The sequence below is a fragment of the Flavobacterium branchiicola genome, from assembly GCF_018383905.1.
GTDB lineage: Bacteria > Bacteroidota > Bacteroidia > Flavobacteriales > Flavobacteriaceae > Flavobacterium > Flavobacterium branchiicola.
In genome coordinates this window covers 48,048-70,050 of sequence record NZ_JAGYWA010000007.1, presented here as the reverse complement: position 1 = coordinate 70,050, position 22,003 = coordinate 48,048, and the positions used below count along the sequence as shown (strand labels likewise).

The window sequence follows — 22,003 nt, the reverse complement described above, 5'->3', positions numbered from 1 at the left end:
CGCACTATATTTGCACTCGCAATCACAAAACGATAGCGACATACTGGAGAAATGGCAGAGCGGTCGAATGCGGCAGTCTTGAAAACTGTTGACTGTAACAGGTCCGGGGGTTCGAATCCCTCTTTCTCCGCTTAAGGCAAAACCCTCAATTTTTATTGAGGGTTTTTTCGTTTTTATGCATAAACTGAAATCTCCGCATAAAGTATTAAAAAAGATATAATCTTCCATTTTTTTATAACATACTACTTCGCACTTCCCTCTTTATTTTCAATTAAAATCTACTTACTAGTAGTTATTATACTTCAAAAGACAAATCCAAATCTGGCACAAAATAATAAACAGGACTTATTTTCATTTTTACTTAAGCAATTTGCTTGATAAAAAATTTCCCAATACAAACTTTCTCAAGTACGCTGGCAATAAAATTTTCTAATACTATACATAACACTTTTAAGCTCTATAAAACACGTATTTCTACTTGCCCGTAAAACAATTATATACAATACTTTAGCATTGCAATAAAAAACAGTCAAATAATTACGGTCGCAAATCACTACAGTTAGATGACTCCTTTTTTTATTTAATTGTCAATTAACTATTTAAATCAATATAATTATGGACGGAACAATTGGAGAAATACGTCATTTCGCCGCTGGATTTACGCCTAGAAATTGGGCACCCTGCAATGGAGGCTTAGTTGCAATTAGAAGTAATACAGCATTATTTTCTATCATAGGAACATATTATGGCGGAGATGGGTCAACTACATTTGGATTACCTGACTTTGGTGGTCGTGTAGCTATAGGAATGGGTCAGGGACCTGGTTTAACAGACTATATCATTGGTGAAAAAGCGGGGCTAAATACTGTGATGTTAACCACCGCAGAACTTCCGCAACATACACATGTTTCATCTGCAGCTGTTGCTATTCCGGCTTACTCAGATTTTGGTGATGCCAATACTCCTGGTGGAAATATTCTGGCCGCCAAAGGTGCTATGTACAGTTCTGTTGCTGGTGAAGATGAAATGAGATCAACGACATACAATGTAACTGTAACTCCTATTGGTTCAAATCAGCCGCTTTCGATAATGCAGCCTACAATTGGTATGAATTACATCATCTGTCTTACTGGTACATTTCCTAGTCGTTCATAAAGTGATTTAAGAAAATTTTAAATAATTAAATAAAATATTATGGAAGGAACTATAGGAGAAATCAGATTATTTGGCGGGAATTTCCCTCCGGCAAATTGGGCTTTTTGTAACGGAGCTAGTATAAGTATTGCTGAAAATGAAACTCTTTTTGCATTAATTGGTACAACTTATGGAGGCGATGGCCAAGTTAAATTCAATCTTCCTGATCTTCGAGGACGTGTACCTGTAGGTACAGGTCAGGGTCCGGGATTACCAAATGTGGTACTTGGTCAGGTTGGTGGTGCAGAAACTGCTAATATGTCGATTGGTCAAATGCCAACACATAACCACGTAGCAACGGGTTCAATTGCTCTGCCAGCAACAAATTCTGCAGGAAACACAGGCTCTCCAACAGGAAATATTTTAGCGGGATTAACGCAGGCATATAATACAACTGACGGAGGTGATACTTTAAAAGCCGGAACTTCGGCAGTTACCCTGGCACCCACTGGCAATGGTGGTCCATTTACCATCATTCAACCTTTCCTTGCTACAAATTATATTATTTGTATGCTAGGTATTTTTCCAAGTAGAAACTAATTCAAAATAAAATATTATGGATGGAACAATGTCTGAAATTCGTCTATTTGCACCCAATTTTGCGCCAAAATCTTGGGCAATTTGTGCAGGGCAGCTTCTTAGTATAAGTACAAATCAAGCATTATTTAGCCTTTTAGGAACCACTTATGGTGGTAATGGTGTTCAAACTTTTGCATTACCAGATTTTAGAGGCAGAATTCCTGCAGGCGCTGGCGTTGCTGCTGGAATTATGCAATTTGTACCAGGAATGGTATTGGGGACAAATTCAGTGACTGCAACAAGCCAAAATTTACCAAATCATACGCATGCGGCACAAGGTACATTTGCACCCAAAGCTTATGCAGACACAGGAGATACTGGCGCACCTGCAGATGCTAATTTAGCTTCTTTGCCTTCACTTTATTCTACAGAAGCAGCTAATACTACTTTAAAAGCCACAGCACCTGCAATTACAGTAGCCCTAACCGGGAACAATCTGCCAATACCAATTCAGCAGCCTTATCTGGGCATGAATTACATTATATGTCTTCAAGGAGTGTATCCTAGTAGAAACTAGCAAAAAATACCCATTAGAGCTCTAATGGGTTGTTTTGTTTTTTTTAATACCAATTAAATTGTTTATGAAAATAGCTTTACTCTTGCCAAGATCTGTTATTTATCCTTCGATGTCTTTCGATATAATGGATGGTTTTAAATCTTCGCTAAAAAAAATAGGAATTGATGAAAAATACGAAATTGTAACCGCCAACATTGGAGTGGGCGGAAACAACAAAGAAATTTATGATTGCTCAGAACAATTTCTTTTAAATGGCACTGATATCATTATTGCCTACATTAATCCTGCTTCTGCCGAATTTATACAACCTCTTTTCGAAAATTCCGGAAAATTACTTATTGTGCTCGATAGTGGTTATCATTTTCAAAGCTTTGAAAAAAAATTATCAAACGTTTATTTCATTTCATTAGAAGGCAGCTTATGTTCACGCGCCATAGCTCGCAAGGCTATTGAAGAAGGAACAAATAATTTTGCCTTTACCTGCTCATTTTATGATGCGGGTTATCGTTCGTCTTACACCTACTCTACCGCGGTTGAGGATAAAGGAATAGCTATTAGCTATAACCACGTTACACCTTTGAAACGTGCAGATCTGAATTTAAGTCCATTAGAAGAATATATTGAAAAGAATACTGATGTTTCTCTTTTTACTTCTTTTTGTGGCGATATGGCTGAGGATTTTTTCAGAGCATCATCACAATTAAAAAATATTGCTTCGTGCAAAACTTATGGAAGTGGTTTTACAGCCGAAGAATTATGGTTAAATAAAATACCTTATCCGGGCTATAACTGGAGCTGTGCAATTCCATGGTCTATTAATACAATTAATAAAGAAAATGAAGATTTTGTATTTACAATGCAAAATATAAAAAAACAGAAAGCTAATTTATTTTCTCTTCTAGGATGGGAAGCTGCTTTATTTATAGCAAACTCAAATGACAACTCTTTAGACAATATTGCTATTAACTCTCCAAGAGGAACAGTTTTTATGAATCCGGAAACCGGTTTTTCAGAAGCGCCTTTGTATTATGCTACTGTAACTAAAAATGAAGAGACAGGTAATTGTTTATTAGAAGACATAGCCGAGGTTACTCATTTAGATGAAGAACGTAAACGCTTGCGATATCATATTTTGGAAGCGCAGAATATCCCTTCAAATTCGTGGTTTAATTCATATGCATGTTTAGAATCATGAATCCGGTACGTGACATAATCGTTTTATGCAACAATAGAATGGCATTTCCTGCTATACAAACCTTACATGGACTTGGAAGACTACATACAATTGGAGTTTCTGCAGAAAATGAAGATGTAAAAGCATTTTGCTCTCATTTTGCTTTACAGGAAGGTATTAATTTAATAGAGATCGAAAAGTCTAAATTAACAGGCCAACTAAAGGAAATCGCAGAAATTGTTTCGTTAAAATATATTTTTACAATGACATTTCCATGGAAAATACCGGAAGAAATTATAAAACAGCATCCAAATCTATTTTATAATTTCCATTATGGCCTTTTACCTGAAATGCGTGGTGCTGATCCTGTTTTTGAATCTATAAAAAAACAAAAAAAAGAAACCGGAATTTCTATTCACAGTATTGAAAAAGAGATTGATAAAGGAAAAATAATTCTGATAAAAACATTGCCGTTACATACTGACCTTACACATGGAATGGTTTGTACCCACTTATCTTATCTCGGTTCCTATTTATTGCCCGAACTCTTAACGTTATTACATCTTAATGAGCAAGGTGCAAACCAGGATGAAACAAAAGCGGCATATTATAAAAAACCTACCATTACTGATGTCAGCATTCAGTGGAATCATCAGGATTCAAAAGCGATTCAGGCTTTAGTAAATGCCTGTAATCCCTGGAATAAAGGTGCTTACACGCATTGGAATGGACTAAATGTACGATTTGTAGAAGTTTCACAAATTGACAATGCTATCATACAGTCAAAAATTCCGGGAACAATTTTAGAAATAAATGAAAATAGCGGCTTAATAATACAATGCTATAATAATACTCAACTTCGTATAAACACCATTTATACAGAAGAAGGATTTATGAGCGGGCACAAATTGCTTGCTTTTGGTATAAAAAACGGCGAGCAATTTGCCTCCTTATAATTTAACTAACTTAATTATGAAACATTTTTACTCTCAAATTAAAAATTTTATAAATATTGCCTTGTTTTTGGGGATATTTTTGCAAAGTTTCTCAGGGTACTCTCAAACTTTAACAGTTGGGGATATTATCTTTACTGGATATGATTCCACTTTTAATGCTACAGATGGTGATGCCTATTCTTTTGTGTGTCTAGTTCCTATTCCTGCTTCTACTACAATATCTTTTACTGACAGAGGGTATTTTGAAACTGGTACATGGCAGGCAGTTAGTACTCTTGAAGGTACTGTTTCCTGGACTTCAGGAGCAACAGTTATTCCAACAGGAACAGAGATTATCATACAAGGTAAGAAAGCTTACATTTATAATCTTGCCGGTGGTACAACCACAGAAAATGGTGTGGTAACCCAAACTGAAGGTACTATGACAAATGGACTGGTTTTATCAGGTACGGGTGATCAAATAGTTGCTTTTCAGGGTGGATCAGGTGTTGTTACAGGTGCCGGAGTTACATTTATTAGCGGTCTACATTTTTTTCGCTGTGCACAAGGAACAACACAAAGCGGATGGGATGATCCACTTTGTGCAAATGGATCAAATGGTTCTGTAATGCCTCCAAACCTTGTTGGCGGTACAAGTGCATTTTATACTGAAGGAACTACTCCCGCGTCGGCTAAATTTAATAGCGCCAGTGGTGTACCCATTACAACGGTAGCACAAATTAGAACTGCTGTAATGAATCCGGCAAACTGGACGCTTTCTGCAACTTCTCTTCCGTTGCCATCAGCTGCCACTTTTTTAGGAACTCCTCCAACAATAACAGGCAACCCGCCAAATAGAACAATTTGTCCTGGCAATAATACCACTTTTTCTATTACTGCAAATAATGCAACTGGTTACCAATGGCAGGTGAATCAAGGATCAGGTTTTAACAATATTTCTAATGGAGTACCCTATTCCGGAGCGCTAACAGCAACATTGACCTTAACCGGAGTAACCGCTGCAATGAGTGGCTATCTCTATCGTTGCGTAGCAACAGGTGTAGGCTCTGTTAACTCAAACAATGCAACATTAACAGTTCCAAATACAATCGTTACTACAACCGCACAAACCAATGTTAGTTGTAATGGTGGTACTAATGGCTCTGCTACAATAAGCGCAACGGGGGGTATAACACCTTATACCTACTCATGGAGTCCGTCTGGAGGAACTGGGGCAACAGCCAGTAATCTTGCTGCCAACACTTATACTGTTACTGTTACAGACAATATTGGGTGCATGACATCACATACTGTAATAATAGCACAACCTACAATAGCACAATCTTCACCAGCCATAACTACCCATCCTGCTTCTTTTTCAGCTTGCGCAGGTACTAATACCTCTATTACTGTTGCGGCAACCAATGTAGCAACTTATCAATGGCAGGTAAATAATGGTCTAGGATTTGCGAATATTAGTGATGGAGGTACTTCTCCTAACTATGCAGGAGCAACTACTGCAACTCTTGCCATAGATAATATTACAGCGGGAATGGATGGTTTGACTTACAGAGTTATACTAAAAAGTTCTTGTTTATTTACTACAACATCAAATAGTGCAACACTTACTTTTACCCCACCTACTTTAATTGTTACAAATCCTGATGCAAGTACAATATGCTCAGGATCAAATACTACATTTTCTGTTACCGCAGCAAATGCAACCGGTTACCAATGGCAGGTAGATCAGGGAGGCGGTTTTAACAATATTTCAAATGGAGCGCCTTATTCGGGAGCGACAACATCTACACTTACTATAACAAATGCAACAGTTGGATTGAGCGGATATCTGTACAGAGTAATCGCTACCGGTACCTGTGCACCCGCAACTTCAAATAATGCTGCACTTACTGTAAATCCGGCACCTTCTATTTCAATTCCTCCATCTCCAAGCACCATTTGCGCAGGAGCAAATACTACATTTTCTGTTACCGCATCAAATGCAACAGGCTATCAATGGCAAGTAGATCAGGGAGGAGGTTTTACCAACATTTCAAATGGAGCACCATACTCAGGAGAAAATACTGCAACTCTTACTATCACAGGTGCAACTGCCGGACTTAGCGGATCTGTGTATAGAGTAGTAGCAACAGGAGGTTGCACTCCGGCTGCAGTTTCAAATAGTGCTGCTCTAACAGTAAACTCATCACCTTCTATTTCAACTCAGCCCTCTGCAAGCAGTATTTGTACAGGCGCAAATACTACGTTTTTTGTTAGCGCAGCAAATGCAACCGGTTACCAATGGCAGGTAGATAACGGATCGGGTTTTACCAGTATTTCTAATAATGCAACTTACTCAGGTGCTACTACAGCAACACTGACTATTACAGGAGCAACTGTCGGACTCAATGGGTATCGCTACAGAGCTATAGCTTCTGGTGTTTGTACACCTGCAGCACCATCAAATGATGCTTTGCTAACAGTTGGCTTTACTCCTGCTATTACAGCAGAACCATCATCAATAACTGTTTGTATCGGTGAGAATACCACTTTTACTGCTGCAGCTTCAAATGCAACAAGTCTTCAATGGGAAGTAAATAACGGATCAGGTTTTACTAATGTAAATAATGCAGCTCCATACTCAGGAGCAACAACTTCGTCACTAACCATCACAGGAGCAATTGCTTCTTTAAACAATTATCAATATCGCTTAATAGCAATTGGAGGATGTCCTCCTAACGCCACTTCTCTGGCTGCAACATTAAAAGTACCAACAATTCTTGCAAATCCCACACAGACTAATGTAAACTGTAATGGAGGTGATAATGGTACTGCAACAGTTGCACCATCTGGAGGAACTGCACCTTATACTTTCCTTTGGTCTAATAACCAAACCAACGCAACAATAACTGGCTTAATCGCCGGAAGTTACAGTGTAATAATTGAAGATGCTAATCATTGTCAAATTACACAAAATTTCACTATAACACAGCTACCTTTATTAGTGGCTTCACAGGGGACAATAACCAATGTAAGCTGTTATAATGGTACTAACGGAACTGCAGCTGTAAATGTAACCGGAGGTGCTGGTGGATATACTTATTCCTGGGCTCCAACTGGAGGAAGTGCTGCTACTGCTACTGGTCTTGCAAGCGGAACATATACTGTGACCGTTACAGATGCAAACTTATGTCAAACTACTCAAAGCTTTGTTGTTGGGCAACCCAATGCTCCTCTTTCTGCAACTACAAGTCAAGATGATATATTGTGTAATGGATATGCAACAGGATCTGCCTCTGTAGTGGTAAGTGGTGGAACGCTAGGTTACACGTATTTCTGGGCGCCATCAGGAGGAACAGCAGCGACAGCCAGCAATCTTACTGCGGGAGTTTATACAGTAACGATAACAGATGCTAACTCATGTCAGATAAATAAAACTTTTACGATTACCGAACCGGCAATAGCCTTAACGGTTACTCCGGTTTCGCAAACTAATATAGCCTGTTTTGGTGAAGCTACCGGCTCTGCAACTGTAAGTGCAAGCGGCGGAACGGGAGCTTATAGCTATTCATGGGCACCTTCAGGAGGTACCGGAGCAACAGCTTCTGGCCTAATAAGCGGGACTTATGTAGTTACGGTTACAGATGATAATGGTTGTCAACAAACACAAACTTTTACAATTGGCCAACCAGCTGCACCATTATCTGCCACTACAGCATCAACAGGTATTAGTTGTAATGGAGGAAGTAATGGTACTGCAAGTGTGACAGTATCAGGCGGAACTCCTGGTTATACTTATGCATGGGCCCCACTTGGAGGTATCGCATCATCTGTATCAGGCAGACCAGCGGGAGATTATACCTGTACGATCACAGATGCCAATGGATGTTCAATCGTTAAAAATATTACAATTGGTACACCAGCTCCATTTTCAGCTTCAGTTTCAACAAGCGATGTTTCCTGTAATGGAGGAGCCAATGGTACTGCAACAATAACTCCTTCTGGGGCGACTTTCCCTTATAGTTATACTTGGACCCCTTATGGTGGTTCAGCTGCAACTGCTTCCGGATTGGCCGCAGGAGATTATTCGGTACTCGTTGAAGATGCGAACGGCTGTGTATATTCAGTAGATGTTCATATAAATCAGCCTGCGATTTTAGATGCAACGATATCAAAAACAGATGTTCTGTGTAACGGAGGTGCAACAGGAACCGCAACAGTAACACCTTCTGGAGGTAATAGTTCTTATACTTATTCATGGGCTCCATATGGTGGAACTGACGCAACTGCGACTGGTTTATCAGTAGGAGTCTTCGATTGCACCATCACAGATGCAAAAGGCTGTTTTATTACAAGAAGTATCACCATTAATCAGCCTGCCGTGCTTACTGCGACAACATCTCAAATTGATGCAACTTGTAGTACATCTGGTCAGGCTGGAGTTACTCCTTCTGGAGGAACTACACCTTATAGCTATTCATGGTCTCCATCGGGCGAAACTACAGACATTGCAACAAATTTAGCCGCAGGAAATCATAGTGTTGTAATTACGGATGCTAATGGATGTACTTTAACTAAAAACTTTGTAATTATAACCAACAATACATTAGTGGCAACAATTGGCCAATCTGATGTTTTATGTCATGGCGCAAATACAGGTTCAGCCAGCGTTGTTCCTTCAGGAGCACCTGGACCATTTACTTATGTGTGGGCACCGTCTGGCGGAAATAATGATACAGCAAGCAATCTTACAGCAGGAAATTATTCGGTAACAATAACATCGTCTAATGGATGTACAATTGTAAAAAATGTTACAATAACAGAACCTTCTGCTATTACCTTAGTACCTTCTCAGGTTGATATTTTGTGTCATGGAGAAGCTACTGGTCAGGCTAGTATTACTGCCACCGGAGGAACTGGAGCTTATACCTATTCATGGGCACCTTCTGGGGCAACTGGGGCAACAGCCACTGGTTTAGCAGCAGGAACACATACTGTAACGGTAAAAGATGCAAATGGATGTACTGCTATACAAAACTTTACAATAGTACAGCCAAATGCAATTATAGCAACAGTTTCTAAATCTGATGTCACTTGTATCGGATCTAATAATGGTTCTGTTTCTTTAAGCGTAACTGGTGGTACCGGAGCTTACACCTATTCATGGTCATCATCACCAGGAACCGGATCAAGTATCTCTGGTCTTTCAGCGGGAACTTATGCAGTAACTATTACTGATGCCAATTCATGTTCAATAACAGAAAATATTATTATTACTCAACCTGATAATCTAGTTAATTTAAGCACACTAACACCAACTAGTGTTACTGTATCAAGTGCTGTTTTAACAGGAACTGTTTTTTCTGACGGAATTAACAGAGATAATGGCAGTTGTTTAGCCGAAGCCGGTTTTGTCTTCGCAACACATTCTAATCCTTCTGTAACAGATACTAAAGTTACTATCGGTAGTGCTTTAGGTTCACTTAGTTCCCCTTTATCTAATTTAAAAGGTAATACAACTTACTATGTTAAAACCTATGCTATTAATAGTAATGGTAATGTGAATTACGGAAACGAAATCAGTTTTACAACCGAAAAATACAAGCTTACTATTACAGCAACAGCCGGACATAAAAAAGTGTATGGCACAGCAGATCCGGTTTTCGATTATACTGCGGCTGGATTTGTAAATGGTGATACATCTGCAATAATTTCTGGTAGTCTTTCGAGAGAAGCCGGAGAAGATGTTGGTACATACAACATTACAGCAGGAACTATTAGTGCTGGTGCAGACTACACAATCGTACTTGAAAGTGCTACTTTTGAAATTATTAAAGCAGATCAGGTAATTACATGGTCTCAAACTTTAGAATTTGGATGCGATACCGGAGAAGAAGCACAGCTTACTGCCTCTTCAAACAGTGGACTTCCAATAAATTATTCTATAGCTAGTTCAAATATTGGCGAAATATCAGGAACAACTTTACATATTAAAAATTCTGGTAGTACAACAATTACAGCGGCTCAAAATGGAAATCTGAATTATAATCCTGCAACAGCAGTTACAAAACCAGTAACTGTAAGTCAGTCCGGACTTGTTATTCAACAATGGTCTGATGTGCTTTTATTCAATAACCAAAGTAAAATCTTTGTAGCATTCCAATGGTACAAAAACGGAGCAGCGGTTGCTGGTGCAACACGACAGTATTACAGCGAAGGTCAGCCTTTAAACGGAACCTATTATGTAATTGCTAAGGATATAAAAGGAAATTCAATCAAATCGTGTCCGCTTGTATTAACCGGAGCAGTTTTCACAAATACTTTAAAAGTATATCCTAACCCGGTAAAAGCATCGAATGAATTTACTTTAGAGTGTAATTTTAGTGAATCTCAACTAAGCGGAGCAACAGTAACCATCTTTAACATTACAGGAACACTGGTTCAGACTATTTCTAATGTAAAAGCTAAAAATCAAATTACTGCACCGTCTCAATCAGGAGTTTATATTATAATGCTTACCTTATCAAGTGGTCAGCTGAAAACAATCAATTTATTGGTAAACTAAAGAATGGGATTTAATTAAAAAACAGATGAAAATGAAATTTAAAATCGTAATAGGCCTATTTTTATTATATAACCTTAATACAAATGCTCAGGAAATTAACATTAAACTCAACGGAGGGCTGTCTGGAATTCTTTATGACAGCCCCGTGGGTGATGGCGAACTGAAATTTGGAGGAGGATTAGGAGTTGGATATACGCATTTCTTCAGTAATCATTGGGGAATTGCTACTGGTGTTGATTTTATGTACAATCAAAATAGTTTTAAACTTAATGATGGAACAACAATCAACTCTTATGAAGTTGACGATCAAACCTCAGCTTTTGAATATCGCGTAACACCAAAGGGTTATAAAGAAGAGCAACACTTTATTTCTTTTGCAATACCGGTACTTTTACAATACCGAACGATGATGGCGAGCCAGACACAATGGTATTTAGGATTTGGAGGAAAAGTATTGTTTCCGGGCAAACAAACCGTAGAAGCCTCTGCGAGCGAGTTACAACTTAGCGGTTATTATCCTGATTTAAATCTTGTGATTGATGATTTACCTTCACACGGATTTGGAAAAGTAACCAACTGGCAGGATAAAACTACTGTTAGTCTTGAAACTGTATTTTTACTAAGTGTAGAAACCGGTCTTACTTTTAAACTTAAAGATAATTTGCAATTGTATACGGGAGTTTACGCAGATTACGGTTTAACAGATTTGGCTAAAGACACTCCAAACCAAAATATTGTTTCTTATAGTCCTAGCGGATTAAATGCGGCTGAGGCAAAAGGTGTTATCGGCAACAAACAAATTGTTGAGGAAAGCCGTTATTTTTCTGCGGGAATTCAGTTAAAACTTGGCTTTATGCTAAATAAAAACAAGCAAGAACCTGTAAAAACTACCGTAGCTGAACCAAAAACTGAAGCTCCTGTTGTGGCAACAAAGCAACCTGATCCTGTACCACAAAAAGTGGCTGAGGTACCTGCTCCTGCTAAACCAAAAGAAGTAACAGCCGATCAGCGTGCTTACATTGAAAAACCTTTGGCTTTTCAAGAAGTAGGGAATACAGCTGTTTCACCACAGTTAGCTTCAAGACTTGATGAAATTGCAAAAATCCTAAAAGAAAGCAACTCTACCGAAGTGAATATTACAGGATATACGTGCAATATTGGTACAGAGTCACGCAACTCAGAAATCGGAATGCAGAGAGCTCAGGCCGTAGCAGATTATTTAAGAAACAAGGGAATTGAATCCAACAGAATGCATTTGTTCTCTAAAGGTGAAAGTGAACCTTTGGTTCCAAATACTTCAAATGCAAACAAAGCTTTAAACCGTAGAGTTTCAATTAATATTGAGAATACAAACTAGTTAATTCAATAGATTTTATCCAAAAAAAGCTGTCTCGTAATGAGACAGCTTTTTTTATTTTACAAAATGAAGCACTATTTATCCCTCAATATTTTTTCTAAAAACTCAACTTTATCTTTTTCTGACTGAACTAAACGTTCGTAAAGCTTTTATTTTCTTCGTAAGTATCAATTATTTTTTTATAAATCCCCGTGAACACTGTCGAAACACATGCACCAGCAAAGTATTAATAACATTATTCACTATTCCGTAGGAATATCTGCCTGGTAGAAAAAAATAGAAAGATTGTGGATTGTGTCCTGTAGGGACACTTGTTTTTTTACAGAAATAAATATATGGATTATTAATCAAACGTTCCTATGGAACGTAAAACCGCAATTCAAATTTTGGTCTACCGGGCAGATATTCCTACGGAATATTTTCCTCATATCAAAAAAGCCTAATAAACGTTACTGTTTATTAGGCTTTTTGATAAACAAAAAGAAGAACTATTTATTCTTCAATATTTTTTCTAAAAACTCAACTTTATCTTTTTCTGACTGAACTAAACGTTCGTAAAGCTTTTATTTTCTTCGTAAGTATCAATTATTTTTTTATAAATCCCCGTGAACACTGTCGAAACACATGCAATAGCAAAGTATTAATAACATTATTCACTATTCCGTAGGAATATCTGCCTGGTAGAAAAAAATAGAAAGATTGTGGATTGTGTCCTGTAGGGACACTTGTTTTTTTTACAGAAATAAATATATGGATTATTAATCAAACGTTCCTATGGAACGTAAAACCGCAATTCAAATTTTGGTCTACCGGGCAGATATTCCTACGGAATATTTTCCTCATATCAAAAAAGCCTAATAAACGTTACTGTTTAGTAGGCTTTTTGATTGACAAAAAGAAGAACTATTTATTCTTCAATATTTTTTCTAAAAATTCAACTTTGTCTTTTTCTGACTGAACTAAACGTTCATAAAGTTTTTTATTTTCTTCGTAAGCATCAATTAATTTTTCATAAATCCCCGTTAACACGCGCGAAACACACGCATCAGCAAATATTAATAACATTATTCAATATTCCGTAGGAATATCTGCCCGGTAGAAAGATTGTGGATTGTGTCCTGTAGGGACACTTGTTTTTTTTTACAGAAATAAATATATGGATTATTAATCAAACGTTCCTATGGAACGTAAAACCGCAATTCAAATTTTGGTCTACCGGGCAGATATTCCTACGGAATATTTTCCTGATATTAAAAAAGCCTAATAAACGTTACTGTTTATTAGGCTTTTTGATTGACAAAAAGAAGAACTATTTATCCTTCAATATTTTTTCTAAAAACTCAACTTTGTCTTTTTCTGACTGAACTAAACGTTCGTAAAGTTTTTTGTTTTCTTCGTAAGCATCAATTAATTTTTCTAATGGATTAAAAGTAAGGTCAGTACAAGAATTATTTAGTATCTGTCCTTTGCCACTATTATCATAGAAACTATTGAAATAATTAATTACATTTTCTTCTGAAAAATTCTTAAGAGCGTCCACATTTACCCCCAAAGCTTTTGCAACTGCTTGTAGTTTTTCATCTTCGATTGTTTCACTATTTTCCATAGCTGAAATAGCTTGCTGGTTTGTTCCTAAAGCATTTGCCAAAGCTTCTTGCTTCATGTCTCTTAGTTCACGAATTCGGCTAATTTTTCGCCCTATATGATTTGGTTTTGATAGTGTGCTCATAATTCAAAAAGTATTGCTTTTAAACAAAAGTACGATTTTTGAGACATGAATTTATTAAAAATAAAAAATTACTAAATAACTGGCAAATTCTTGTAAATACGATTGCCCGCGTGAGGGATAGAGCTAAGCTACCGAAGTAGCTGCGAAAGCCCGACAGCAATAAAAGAAAGACCCAATGAACGCAAAGTTGATTGGGTCTTTCTTTTATTGGTGGCACGCCCTGATTTTAAAAATTCTGAAATGCTGAGGTACTCGTTTTTTTATTCAGATTGCAACCAGATTATACTCTGTCTGAAAATTTTTTTGAGTCTCCAACCAAGATATCAAATTGATTGTTTTCTAATCCCAAAAGCAATTCATCTGCAACTTCTGATGGAGCAATTCCGTTTGCGCCGCCAATTTCAGCAGAAAAATCGGTGTTTACCAAAGGAGGATAAATTTCAAAAATATTTAGATTAGATTGTTCTTCATAGGTAATTCTTAGTCCTTGTGTATAGCTGTGCAAAGCGGCTTTGCTGGCCGAATAGGTTGGCAGATATTTGTTTGATCTAAAGGCTGCAATAGAAGTAACATTTACAATTGCGGCTTCTTCCTGTTGCAATAAATTTGGCAATACCAAACGGGTAAAATCGATAATACTTAGATAGTTGGTATTGATTTCCTGAAAAGCTTTTTCGGCTGCATTATTTGCCGTGTCACTTAAATCATTCAGGATTGCTGCACCGGCATTATTAATCACAATATTAACCTCCGGAAATTTTTCTGCTAGTTCTTTGGCGATCTTGATGCGGTCTGCCTCTACCGATAAATCTCCCTGAATAGCAAAAGCATTGTCTAATTCTTTCACGGCATTTTGAAGTCTTTCTTCACTTCGTCCGTTAATAATAACTTTATTTCCTGCTGCACTTAATTTTTTAGCAAAGGCGAAACCAATTCCGGCGCTTCCGCCTGAAATGAATACTGTATTTCCTGATGTTTTCATTTTTTAATCTATTTAAATTGATATTTTATACTTTTTAGTATATTTTATATTGTGACGTTATTTTTATGTTTTTCTATTTTAACTTTAAATAAAATATACTAAAAAGTATATTATTGGCTAAAAAAATTATATCGAATAACTTTCTAATTCTTCTTTCAGACTTTTAATAAGTCCTTGCATTGGCTTTGCCGTATTCATAGTTCTGCATAATACAGCTCCTCCTTTAAGTGCCGAAATGGCTTTAAAAGCATAAGCTTCGGGTTCGAGTTTAGTCGAAAACTCTCCATCTTCAATACCTTTTTTCAAAATCGAAGCAAATAATTCATGCTCTTCTTTTAATGTATTTGCCACTTTTGCTTTGATAGCCGGAAAAGTATCGTCTGATTCTACTGCCATATTAAAGATAGGACAACCGCCCTCGATTGTTGTTATCAAAGGATTTTTATAGAAATCTAAATAAGTAAAACTTTTTGCTTTGGCCGTACTTAAATTACTGACAGTCGTCAATAATTTTTTCCCCATAGTATCTAGCATATAATCTACGACCTGAATCGAAAGATCTTCTTTCCCTTCAAAATGTCCGTAAAGACAGCCTTTTGTAAGTTTTGCAGCTTCGAGAACATCATCAATATTGGCTCCTGCAATTCCTTTTTGATTAAAAATAGGAGCCGCAGTTTCTAATATAAATTGTTTCGTTCTTTCCGCTTTTGTCAACATTTTGTTTTGAATTAGAGTACAAATATACTAAATAGTATATTTTGATTTTATCTTTACTATAAAATTTATTTATGGTAGTATTTGCTTTAAGTTTATTAATCCTCTTTTTTTCTAAATATATAAGCCACAAACTGTTGTACTTTGGGACCAATCAAAAGAATTACGGGAACAATTATTATGTACGCCGTTCTCCAGGATTTGAGCCATTTGGTTATAAAGACTTCTGTAAAACCAATATTGAGGCTAATTAAAGAAAATGACATAATGCCTGTTGTTATGAATCCCATAATAAAGGCAGTTACGATTCTTTGTTTCATTTTATTTTTTATCTTATAAAAAGACCGCAAATCAATGATTTGCGGTCTGTATTAAATTTAACGCAGTGACTTAAAAGCAAGTCTTAGTTCTTCGGTAAAAAGCTGAGGTTGTTCCCAGGCTGCAAAATGTCCGCCTTTATCTACTATATGAAAGTAACTCAGATTGCGAAATGCGCGTTTTGCCCATGATTCCGGTGAAGTATAAACATCTTCTGGAAATACTGTAATAGCAACCGGCAAAGTAATCTGATCTGTTTTCATTGAACTGGCACTTACATTTTCATATTTTCTGTTCTCCCAGTAAATTCTAGCAGAAGATGTAGCAGAATTGGTAAGCCAGTAAAGTGAAATATTATCTAAAACATCATCTTTGGTCGGGTATTGCTTTGGATCTGTACCATACGACCAGTTAAAAAAACCGGGGTGTAATAAAAGCCACGCTGCCAATCCGGATGGAGAATCTGTTATGCCGTAACCTAATGCTTGTGATCGTGTTGCCATTGTCATTTTATAAGTAAAACCGCCATCTTTAATCGTTTTACTTAAATGAGAAAATGCATCAGCTTCTTCTTTAGAAAATCCTTCGGGCACTACTCCACTTGCCAATGCTTTTCCTGCTTCGTTTGGTAATGTTGGTGGCAAATTACTATGAATTCCCAATAATCCTGATGGCATTTGTATCGCCATTGAATTTACTATACCTGCACCCCAGTCACCGCCCTGAGCAACATAATGTTGGTAACCTAAACGGTTCATTAAAACGCCCCAGGCTTTTGCTATTCTGTCAATATCCCATCCGGCTTCTGTAGGTTTACCTGATAAACCAAAACCTGGTAAAGAAGGTATAATAACATCAAAAGCATCTTCGGCTTTTCCGCCATAAGCAACAGGATTTGTTAATGGATCTATTACTCTGATAAATTCAAATATAGATCCCGGCCAGCCATGTGTTAAAATAAGTGGCATTGCATTTTTCTCTTTAGAACGAACGTGGATAAAGTGAATATCTACGCCATCTATTTTTGTTACAAACTGAGGATAAGCATTTAGTTTTGCTTCTGCTTTTCTCCAGTCGTATTTTGTTCCCCAGTATTTTATCAATTCTTTCATTTTAGAAAGTTTTGCTCCCTGAGACTGATCTTCAACAGTTTCCTGATCCGGAAATCTTGTTTCTAAAACACGTTGGCGCAAGTCGCTTATTTCGGCTTCAGAAAATTTAACTTTAAACGGACGAATTTGTTCTGATTTATTTTTTTCGGCAACAGTAGATTTCTGTGCAGAACCTGTGTTTACGAATAGTAAGAATGCTGCAGTAATAATTGTACCGGCAATTTTTCTTCCATTCATTTTTCTTGTTTTCATTTTTTTCCTTTTTAATTATTTAGTGCCATTTTTAATTTGATAGGTCAAAGGTATAGCGGTCAATAGCTATACAAAAGCATTAAAGTAGTGAGGCGGACTAAGAAAGTTCTGAAACGGACATTTTGATTTGTGAGTAATCAAACAATCATTAAAGCATGATTATCAATACATTAAAAACATCTGTATCAAACTTCTTTTAATCTAAATTATTCTCCTAAAAACTCTTTGCGGTTTTGCGCTACAGATTCTGTATAAGTAACTCGTTCGTGAACAGGAGCTGTTGCAGTACGATCAATATGAAGACTTAATAATTCCGGACGATTGTAATGACCTCTTGCGTCCATCAATCTTTTACGGAGTTCTATTTCTGTTAAATCAATATCGGCAATAACTTCACCTTCACCAGATTTAAGCGGTTCGCCAATTATTCTTCCGTCAGGACCAATAACAGCAGTAAAAAATCCACCTGAAATTGGACCAACCGGACCGTTTGTATCTTTTGCAATCTGTGCCTGCTGATCTGCATCCAGCCATCCTGTAGCAACCACAACAAATGAGGCTGATTCGAGTGCATGCTGACGTACGTTAAGTTCGATTTGCTCGCTATGTAAGTCACCCAAAAAAGATCCGGGATACATTGAAGAATGTATTTGTTCGCCATCTGCTATTAAAGCATAACGAAATAACGGATTATAATGTTCCCAACAGGCCAACTGCCCAATACGTCCTACAGTACTGTCAACAGCACGAAGTCCGGAAGCGTCACCTTGTCCCCAAACCATTCTTTCATGATAAGTTGGTGTAAGTTTGCGTCGGCGTTGAATTAAAGTTCCGTCTGCATCAAAAAGTAATTGTGTATTATAGATTGTACTTCCGTCGCGTTCATTAACGCCTATCGAAACAACCATATTTGCCTCTTTTGCTGCTTTACCTATTGCATCTGTATCAGCAGAAGGAACTACAACAGACTCTTCTAAAAGTCTTAAATGCTCTTTTCCCATTGCATAAGGAGCCTGAATGAAAGAGAAATAAGGATAATAAGGTATAATGGTTTCCGGAAAAGTCGCAAATTCTACTCCTTGTTCTCCTAGTTCTGTAATTTTCTTTACTATCTTATCAATTGTCCCTCGTTTGCTATATAAAACCGGGCTAATCTGTACCGCTGCGACTCTTACTATTTTGTCGCCTGCTGTTTTTATTTTATTTTTCATGAGATTAATTATTACTGTTTTTTAAAATATGACTTATCGGTCATTTATTTTAGCTAAAAAAATGACAGCCGATGAGTTGTCATTATTCCTATCAGCTACAAAAGGGACTATTGTCCCTTTTATTAACTATTTACAAAATGTTTGTTTCCACATTTATATTTCCGTGTGACATTTTTGAATACGGACATAATAAGTGAGCCGCTTCTGCAATTAATTTTGCTGTTTCTTTTTCAATCCCCGGAAGTGAGATATTAAGACGTGCCTGAAGTGAATAACCCGTTGCTTCTGATAATACCAAATCTACATCTGCATTTACAGTAGCATCTGCAGGAAGTTTCAGGTTATGTGCTACGGCAGCTTTGCCCATTGCTCCCAAAAAACAAGCTGACCATCCGGCTGCAAATAATTGTTCAGGATTAGTTCCTTCTCCTCTTCCGCCTGGAGGTGTTAATTTGATATTCAAACGTCCGTCTGAACTTTGTGATGAACCTTCACGTCCACCTGTAGTAACTGTTGATCCAGTATAAAGTACTTTGCTGTCTTGATTTAAATTTTCCATTGTTTCTAAAATTTAGTTTTTTTATAATGTTTGTTTTTTTGAATTCTTCTAAAATTCCTGAACAAAGGTAGAGCAGCAATACAGCTGTGACAATCACCATTTTCTCCAAACGGACAAAATAGTACCTGAAACTGACATCTGGTAATCTGAAGAATTAAAAACAAAATGCCGTTAAATATCTAGTAGGCAATTTTAAAAACTAATGAATACAACTCACTGTATTCCAAGTCTTTTAGAATGGAATAACAAAGTTATAAAAACCTCATCAATGTACTTAAATAACAAAGGGATTATTTCATTTATCATGAAATAATCCCTTTTATAAATTTATAAGATGCTATTATTGAAGCCTGAAAAGACTTAGAACTTAAACGTTACATTTGCTGTTAAACGCGTTGGGTTTTGAGCAGCAAGTCGGTACGACCAATATTTTTCATTGGTTAAATTGTCTACTTTCAGACCAATTCTGTATTTCGGCTGATCGTAGAAAAGCGAACAATCTAAAACGGTATAAGACGGAATCGAGAACTTGAAAGTTGCTGTATTGGTTTGATAATATTCACTTCCGTAAATTCCTCCAAAACCAATTCCTAAACCTTGCGCGCGCCCTGTTACAATCCTGTAACTTGCCCATAAATTTGCCGTTCTTGGCGATCCTGCCGTACTTGGCCTTAAGCCCTGAACACTTGCATTACTTTTTTCGTATTTACTGTCATTATACGTATAACCCGCCACAATGTTTAATCCCGAAATTGGATTGGCAATCAGCTCTGCTTCAAAACCTTTACTAACCTGAGTTCCGTCCTGAATAGAAAAATTGGCATGATCCGGATCGTCACGTGTTATATTTGTAACATCAATATCATAATAACTAAGCGTTGCCGATATTTTAGGAAGATCAAATTTAATCCCTCCTTCTAACTGATTCGCCTGATTGGGTTTAAAAGTATTTCCATAATAATCTGAACCCGAAACGTTACTGAATCCGTTCATATAATTTCCAAACACGGCAATCTTATCTTTAAGTACCTGATATACTATCCCAAATTTTGGAGAAAATGCTGTTTGGTTGTAATTTCCTGCAATCGAATCCAGACTTGGGTAATACGTTCCTTTATTCTCATATCGATCAACACGAATACCTCCCATTGCCAATAATCTGTCAGTAACATTCAATACATCAGAAACATAGGCACTGTATGTATTTTCATCGTTTGAAACTAAATTATTAAACGTTGCAGTCGCAAACATTGGCTCTACTTTCTGTATATTAAAATTGTTGTATGCTGCACCCGGTTTTTTATAATCCATTGCCGGCATATTTACTGTTGCATCATTTCTTGTCGCACGCAGGCTGTAAAAATCAAGACCGGCTACTACTCTGTTTTTCAGTTTTCCGATATTAAACTGACCAATAAAATTCTGCTGAATATCGGTACCGTAAAATGGTGAATCCTGATACGTAACCTGTTGTCTTAATGTCGTATTTGACATCATAGTCAGTGCCACAACATAACCCTCAGAAGAAGATCTTGTTCGGGATAAAATAGTTTGTGAAGTCCAGTTATCATCAATTTTATATTTTAACTGCGTAAAAATATTGTATTGCTGACTGTTGTAACTAATAGTATTATTAGCATAAGACAATTTATATGGTATTTCAAGCTGTTCAATACTTGTAGCTGTTCCTTTTGTATAGGGCGCCAATCTCGTTGGCGAAGTTGCTTTGTAAAGGCTAAACTCAATATCGATTAAAAGGTCTAATCTGTCATTGATTTTGTATGAAAAACTTGGAGCGATTGAGAAGTTTCTGTTAAAACCTGCATCCTGAAAACTTCTTTCACTATGCAAAGCGGTATTGATTCTTAACAAAGCGGTTTTATCTTCATTTATTGGTGTATTTACATCAAAAGTCAATCGGTTAAGATCCCAGCTTGCAGCAGAATACGAGACTTCACCTTTAAAAGTGTCAAACGGTTTTTTGGTAACACGATTAAATAAACCTCCAAAGGATGATAAAGTACTTCCAAAAAGTGTTGCAGATGGCCCTTTAATTACTTCGATGCGCTCTAAGTTGGAAGGATCGATCGTAGTGTATGTAAAACTTCCAACCCCGTTTCTAACTACTTGTGGAGTAGGAAAACCACGTGACATTGAGGTTGTTCTTCCCTGATTTCTAACTTCGGCAATACCAGCTCCCGGAACATTTTTAAAGGCACTGTTATAATCTGTTACCACTTGTTCCTTCATTAATTCTTTGCTGACTACGATATAAACCTGAGAATTTTCAATGTTTTTCAAAGGCATTTTTGCCACATCAAAACTTTCTTTTTTGGCAAATCGGTTTCCTCCTGTTCGGATGACAACATCTTCTAAATTCTCTATCGATGAATTTACTTTGATATCTACAGAAACTGATGCCGTTTGCTCTGTAATTTCTACTGTTTCTAATGAAGATTCATAACCGGACATGCTTACTTCTAAAGTATATTTTCCTAACGGAACTTTTTTAAATTCGTAATTTCCGGCTGAATTCGTTACTGCCGTTTTATTAATTTCTACCAGTTTTACCAATACACCCTGACTTGCATTTCCGTCATTTGTGATTACACTTCCCGAAATTTGTCCTGTTGTTGTTTGCGCCTGAAGAAACCCAAAATTCAAAAATGTAAACAACAGCAAAAATGCTGCTTTGTTATTTAAGGATGGTATTTGAAGACCTGCAGACTTTATAAAAGAGGAAATTAATTGTAAAGATTCTTTCATATTGTTCTTATTTAAACTTATTCTAAATTGAGCCGCAAA

General features: G+C 36.9%; 15 protein-coding genes, 1 tRNA gene and 1 pseudogene. 8 read left to right on the top strand and 9 right to left on the bottom strand.

Going from position 1 to position 22,003, the window contains the following annotated elements; all coding sequences use genetic code 11:
• Positions 1 to 45: 45 nt before the first annotated feature.
• The 8 genes from KHA98_RS17635 to KHA98_RS17600 all read left to right on the top strand — a co-directional run bounded on the left by KHA98_RS17635 (position 46) and on the right by KHA98_RS17600 (position 12,321).
• Positions 46 to 130: transfer RNA gene (locus KHA98_RS17635), tRNA-Ser, on the top strand.
• A gap of 485 nt (positions 131 to 615) precedes the next feature.
• Entirely contained in the window at positions 616 to 1,155 is a 540-nt protein-coding gene (locus KHA98_RS17630; RefSeq protein WP_213259213.1) for a phage tail protein, read from the top strand.
• Positions 1,156 to 1,194: 39 nt separating this feature from the next.
• Positions 1,195 to 1,734 (top strand): phage tail protein, encoded by a 540-nt coding sequence (locus KHA98_RS17625; protein WP_213259212.1) that lies wholly within the window; start codon positions 1,195 to 1,197, stop codon positions 1,732 to 1,734.
• A 16-nt stretch (positions 1,735 to 1,750) separates the two neighbouring features.
• Positions 1,751 to 2,290, top strand: a complete 540-nt coding sequence (locus tag KHA98_RS17620) for a phage tail protein (protein ID WP_213259211.1) — start codon at positions 1,751 to 1,753, stop codon at positions 2,288 to 2,290.
• Between the two features lie 64 nt (positions 2,291 to 2,354).
• Positions 2,355 to 3,485, top strand: a complete 1,131-nt coding sequence (locus KHA98_RS17615) for an ABC transporter substrate-binding protein (RefSeq protein ID WP_213259210.1) — start codon at positions 2,355 to 2,357, stop codon at positions 3,483 to 3,485.
• Entirely contained in the window at positions 3,470 to 4,420 is a 951-nt protein-coding gene (locus tag KHA98_RS17610) for a formyltransferase family protein (protein WP_213259209.1), read from the top strand. Before KHA98_RS17615 ends, KHA98_RS17610 begins: the two co-directional genes overlap by 16 nt.
• A gap of 16 nt (positions 4,421 to 4,436) precedes the next feature.
• Positions 4,437 to 10,964, top strand: coding sequence for an MBG domain-containing protein (locus tag KHA98_RS17605; RefSeq protein ID WP_213259208.1), 6,528 nt, complete (start codon positions 4,437 to 4,439; stop codon positions 10,962 to 10,964).
• A 31-nt stretch (positions 10,965 to 10,995) separates the two neighbouring features.
• Positions 10,996 to 12,321: an OmpA family protein gene (locus tag KHA98_RS17600; RefSeq protein WP_213259207.1), complete on the top strand. Its 1,326-nt coding sequence runs from the start codon at positions 10,996 to 10,998 to the stop codon at positions 12,319 to 12,321.
• 903 nt (positions 12,322 to 13,224) lie between these two features.
• Here the strand turns inward: KHA98_RS17600 and KHA98_RS17595 are convergent.
• From KHA98_RS17595 to KHA98_RS17555, 9 genes and pseudogenes are all read right to left on the bottom strand, one after another.
• Positions 13,225 to 13,332: pseudogene (locus KHA98_RS17595) on the bottom strand (transcriptional regulator); the annotation flags it as partial.
• Between the two features lie 298 nt (positions 13,333 to 13,630).
• Entirely contained in the window at positions 13,631 to 14,050 is a 420-nt protein-coding gene (locus KHA98_RS17590; RefSeq protein ID WP_213259206.1) for a helix-turn-helix domain-containing protein, read from the bottom strand.
• A gap of 280 nt (positions 14,051 to 14,330) precedes the next feature.
• On the bottom strand, positions 14,331 to 15,032 hold the full coding sequence (locus KHA98_RS17585) for an SDR family oxidoreductase (protein ID WP_213259205.1): 702 nt from the start codon (positions 15,030 to 15,032) through the stop codon (positions 14,331 to 14,333).
• Between the two features lie 126 nt (positions 15,033 to 15,158).
• Positions 15,159 to 15,749 (bottom strand): TetR/AcrR family transcriptional regulator, encoded by a 591-nt coding sequence (locus KHA98_RS17580; RefSeq protein WP_213259204.1) that lies wholly within the window; start codon positions 15,747 to 15,749, stop codon positions 15,159 to 15,161.
• A 95-nt stretch (positions 15,750 to 15,844) separates the two neighbouring features.
• The gene (locus KHA98_RS17575; RefSeq protein ID WP_213259203.1) at positions 15,845 to 16,066 is read right to left on the bottom strand and encodes a DUF2798 domain-containing protein; all 222 of its coding nucleotides are present in this window, start codon (positions 16,064 to 16,066) and stop codon (positions 15,845 to 15,847) included.
• Positions 16,067 to 16,123: 57 nt separating this feature from the next.
• Positions 16,124 to 17,428, bottom strand: a complete 1,305-nt coding sequence (locus KHA98_RS17570; protein WP_213259202.1) for an epoxide hydrolase family protein — start codon at positions 17,426 to 17,428, stop codon at positions 16,124 to 16,126.
• A gap of 206 nt (positions 17,429 to 17,634) precedes the next feature.
• Entirely contained in the window at positions 17,635 to 18,639 is a 1,005-nt protein-coding gene (locus KHA98_RS17565; RefSeq protein ID WP_213259201.1) for a nitrilase-related carbon-nitrogen hydrolase, read from the bottom strand.
• 130 nt (positions 18,640 to 18,769) lie between these two features.
• Positions 18,770 to 19,198, bottom strand: coding sequence for an organic hydroperoxide resistance protein (locus KHA98_RS17560; protein WP_213259200.1), 429 nt, complete (start codon positions 19,196 to 19,198; stop codon positions 18,770 to 18,772).
• Between the two features lie 360 nt (positions 19,199 to 19,558).
• The gene (locus tag KHA98_RS17555; RefSeq protein WP_213259199.1) at positions 19,559 to 21,964 is read right to left on the bottom strand and encodes a TonB-dependent receptor; all 2,406 of its coding nucleotides are present in this window, start codon (positions 21,962 to 21,964) and stop codon (positions 19,559 to 19,561) included.
• Positions 21,965 to 22,003: the final 39 nt, after the last annotated feature.

Coding starts and splice junctions, on each gene's coding strand:
- KHA98_RS17585 (WP_213259205.1), bottom strand. CDS start 15,032: ATGAAAACATCAGGAAATACAGTATTCATTTCAGGCGGAAGCGCCGGA.
- KHA98_RS17555 (WP_213259199.1), bottom strand. CDS start 21,964: ATGAAAGAATCTTTACAATTAATTTCCTCTTTTATAAAGTCTGCAGGT.
- KHA98_RS17610 (WP_213259209.1), top strand. CDS start 3,470: ATGTTTAGAATCATGAATCCGGTACGTGACATAATCGTTTTATGCAAC.
- KHA98_RS17560 (WP_213259200.1), bottom strand. CDS start 19,198: ATGGAAAATTTAAATCAAGACAGCAAAGTACTTTATACTGGATCAACA.
- KHA98_RS17625 (WP_213259212.1), top strand. CDS start 1,195: ATGGAAGGAACTATAGGAGAAATCAGATTATTTGGCGGGAATTTCCCT.
- KHA98_RS17565 (WP_213259201.1), bottom strand. CDS start 18,639: ATGAAAAATAAAATAAAAACAGCAGGCGACAAAATAGTAAGAGTCGCA.
- KHA98_RS17570 (WP_213259202.1), bottom strand. CDS start 17,428: ATGAAAACAAGAAAAATGAATGGAAGAAAAATTGCCGGTACAATTATT.
- KHA98_RS17605 (WP_213259208.1), top strand. CDS start 4,437: ATGAAACATTTTTACTCTCAAATTAAAAATTTTATAAATATTGCCTTG.
- KHA98_RS17615 (WP_213259210.1), top strand. CDS start 2,355: ATGAAAATAGCTTTACTCTTGCCAAGATCTGTTATTTATCCTTCGATG.
- KHA98_RS17580 (WP_213259204.1), bottom strand. CDS start 15,749: ATGTTGACAAAAGCGGAAAGAACGAAACAATTTATATTAGAAACTGCG.
- KHA98_RS17575 (WP_213259203.1), bottom strand. CDS start 16,066: ATGAAACAAAGAATCGTAACTGCCTTTATTATGGGATTCATAACAACA.
- KHA98_RS17600 (WP_213259207.1), top strand. CDS start 10,996: ATGAAATTTAAAATCGTAATAGGCCTATTTTTATTATATAACCTTAAT.
- KHA98_RS17590 (WP_213259206.1), bottom strand. CDS start 14,050: ATGAGCACACTATCAAAACCAAATCATATAGGGCGAAAAATTAGCCGA.
- KHA98_RS17630 (WP_213259213.1), top strand. CDS start 616: ATGGACGGAACAATTGGAGAAATACGTCATTTCGCCGCTGGATTTACG.
- KHA98_RS17620 (WP_213259211.1), top strand. CDS start 1,751: ATGGATGGAACAATGTCTGAAATTCGTCTATTTGCACCCAATTTTGCG.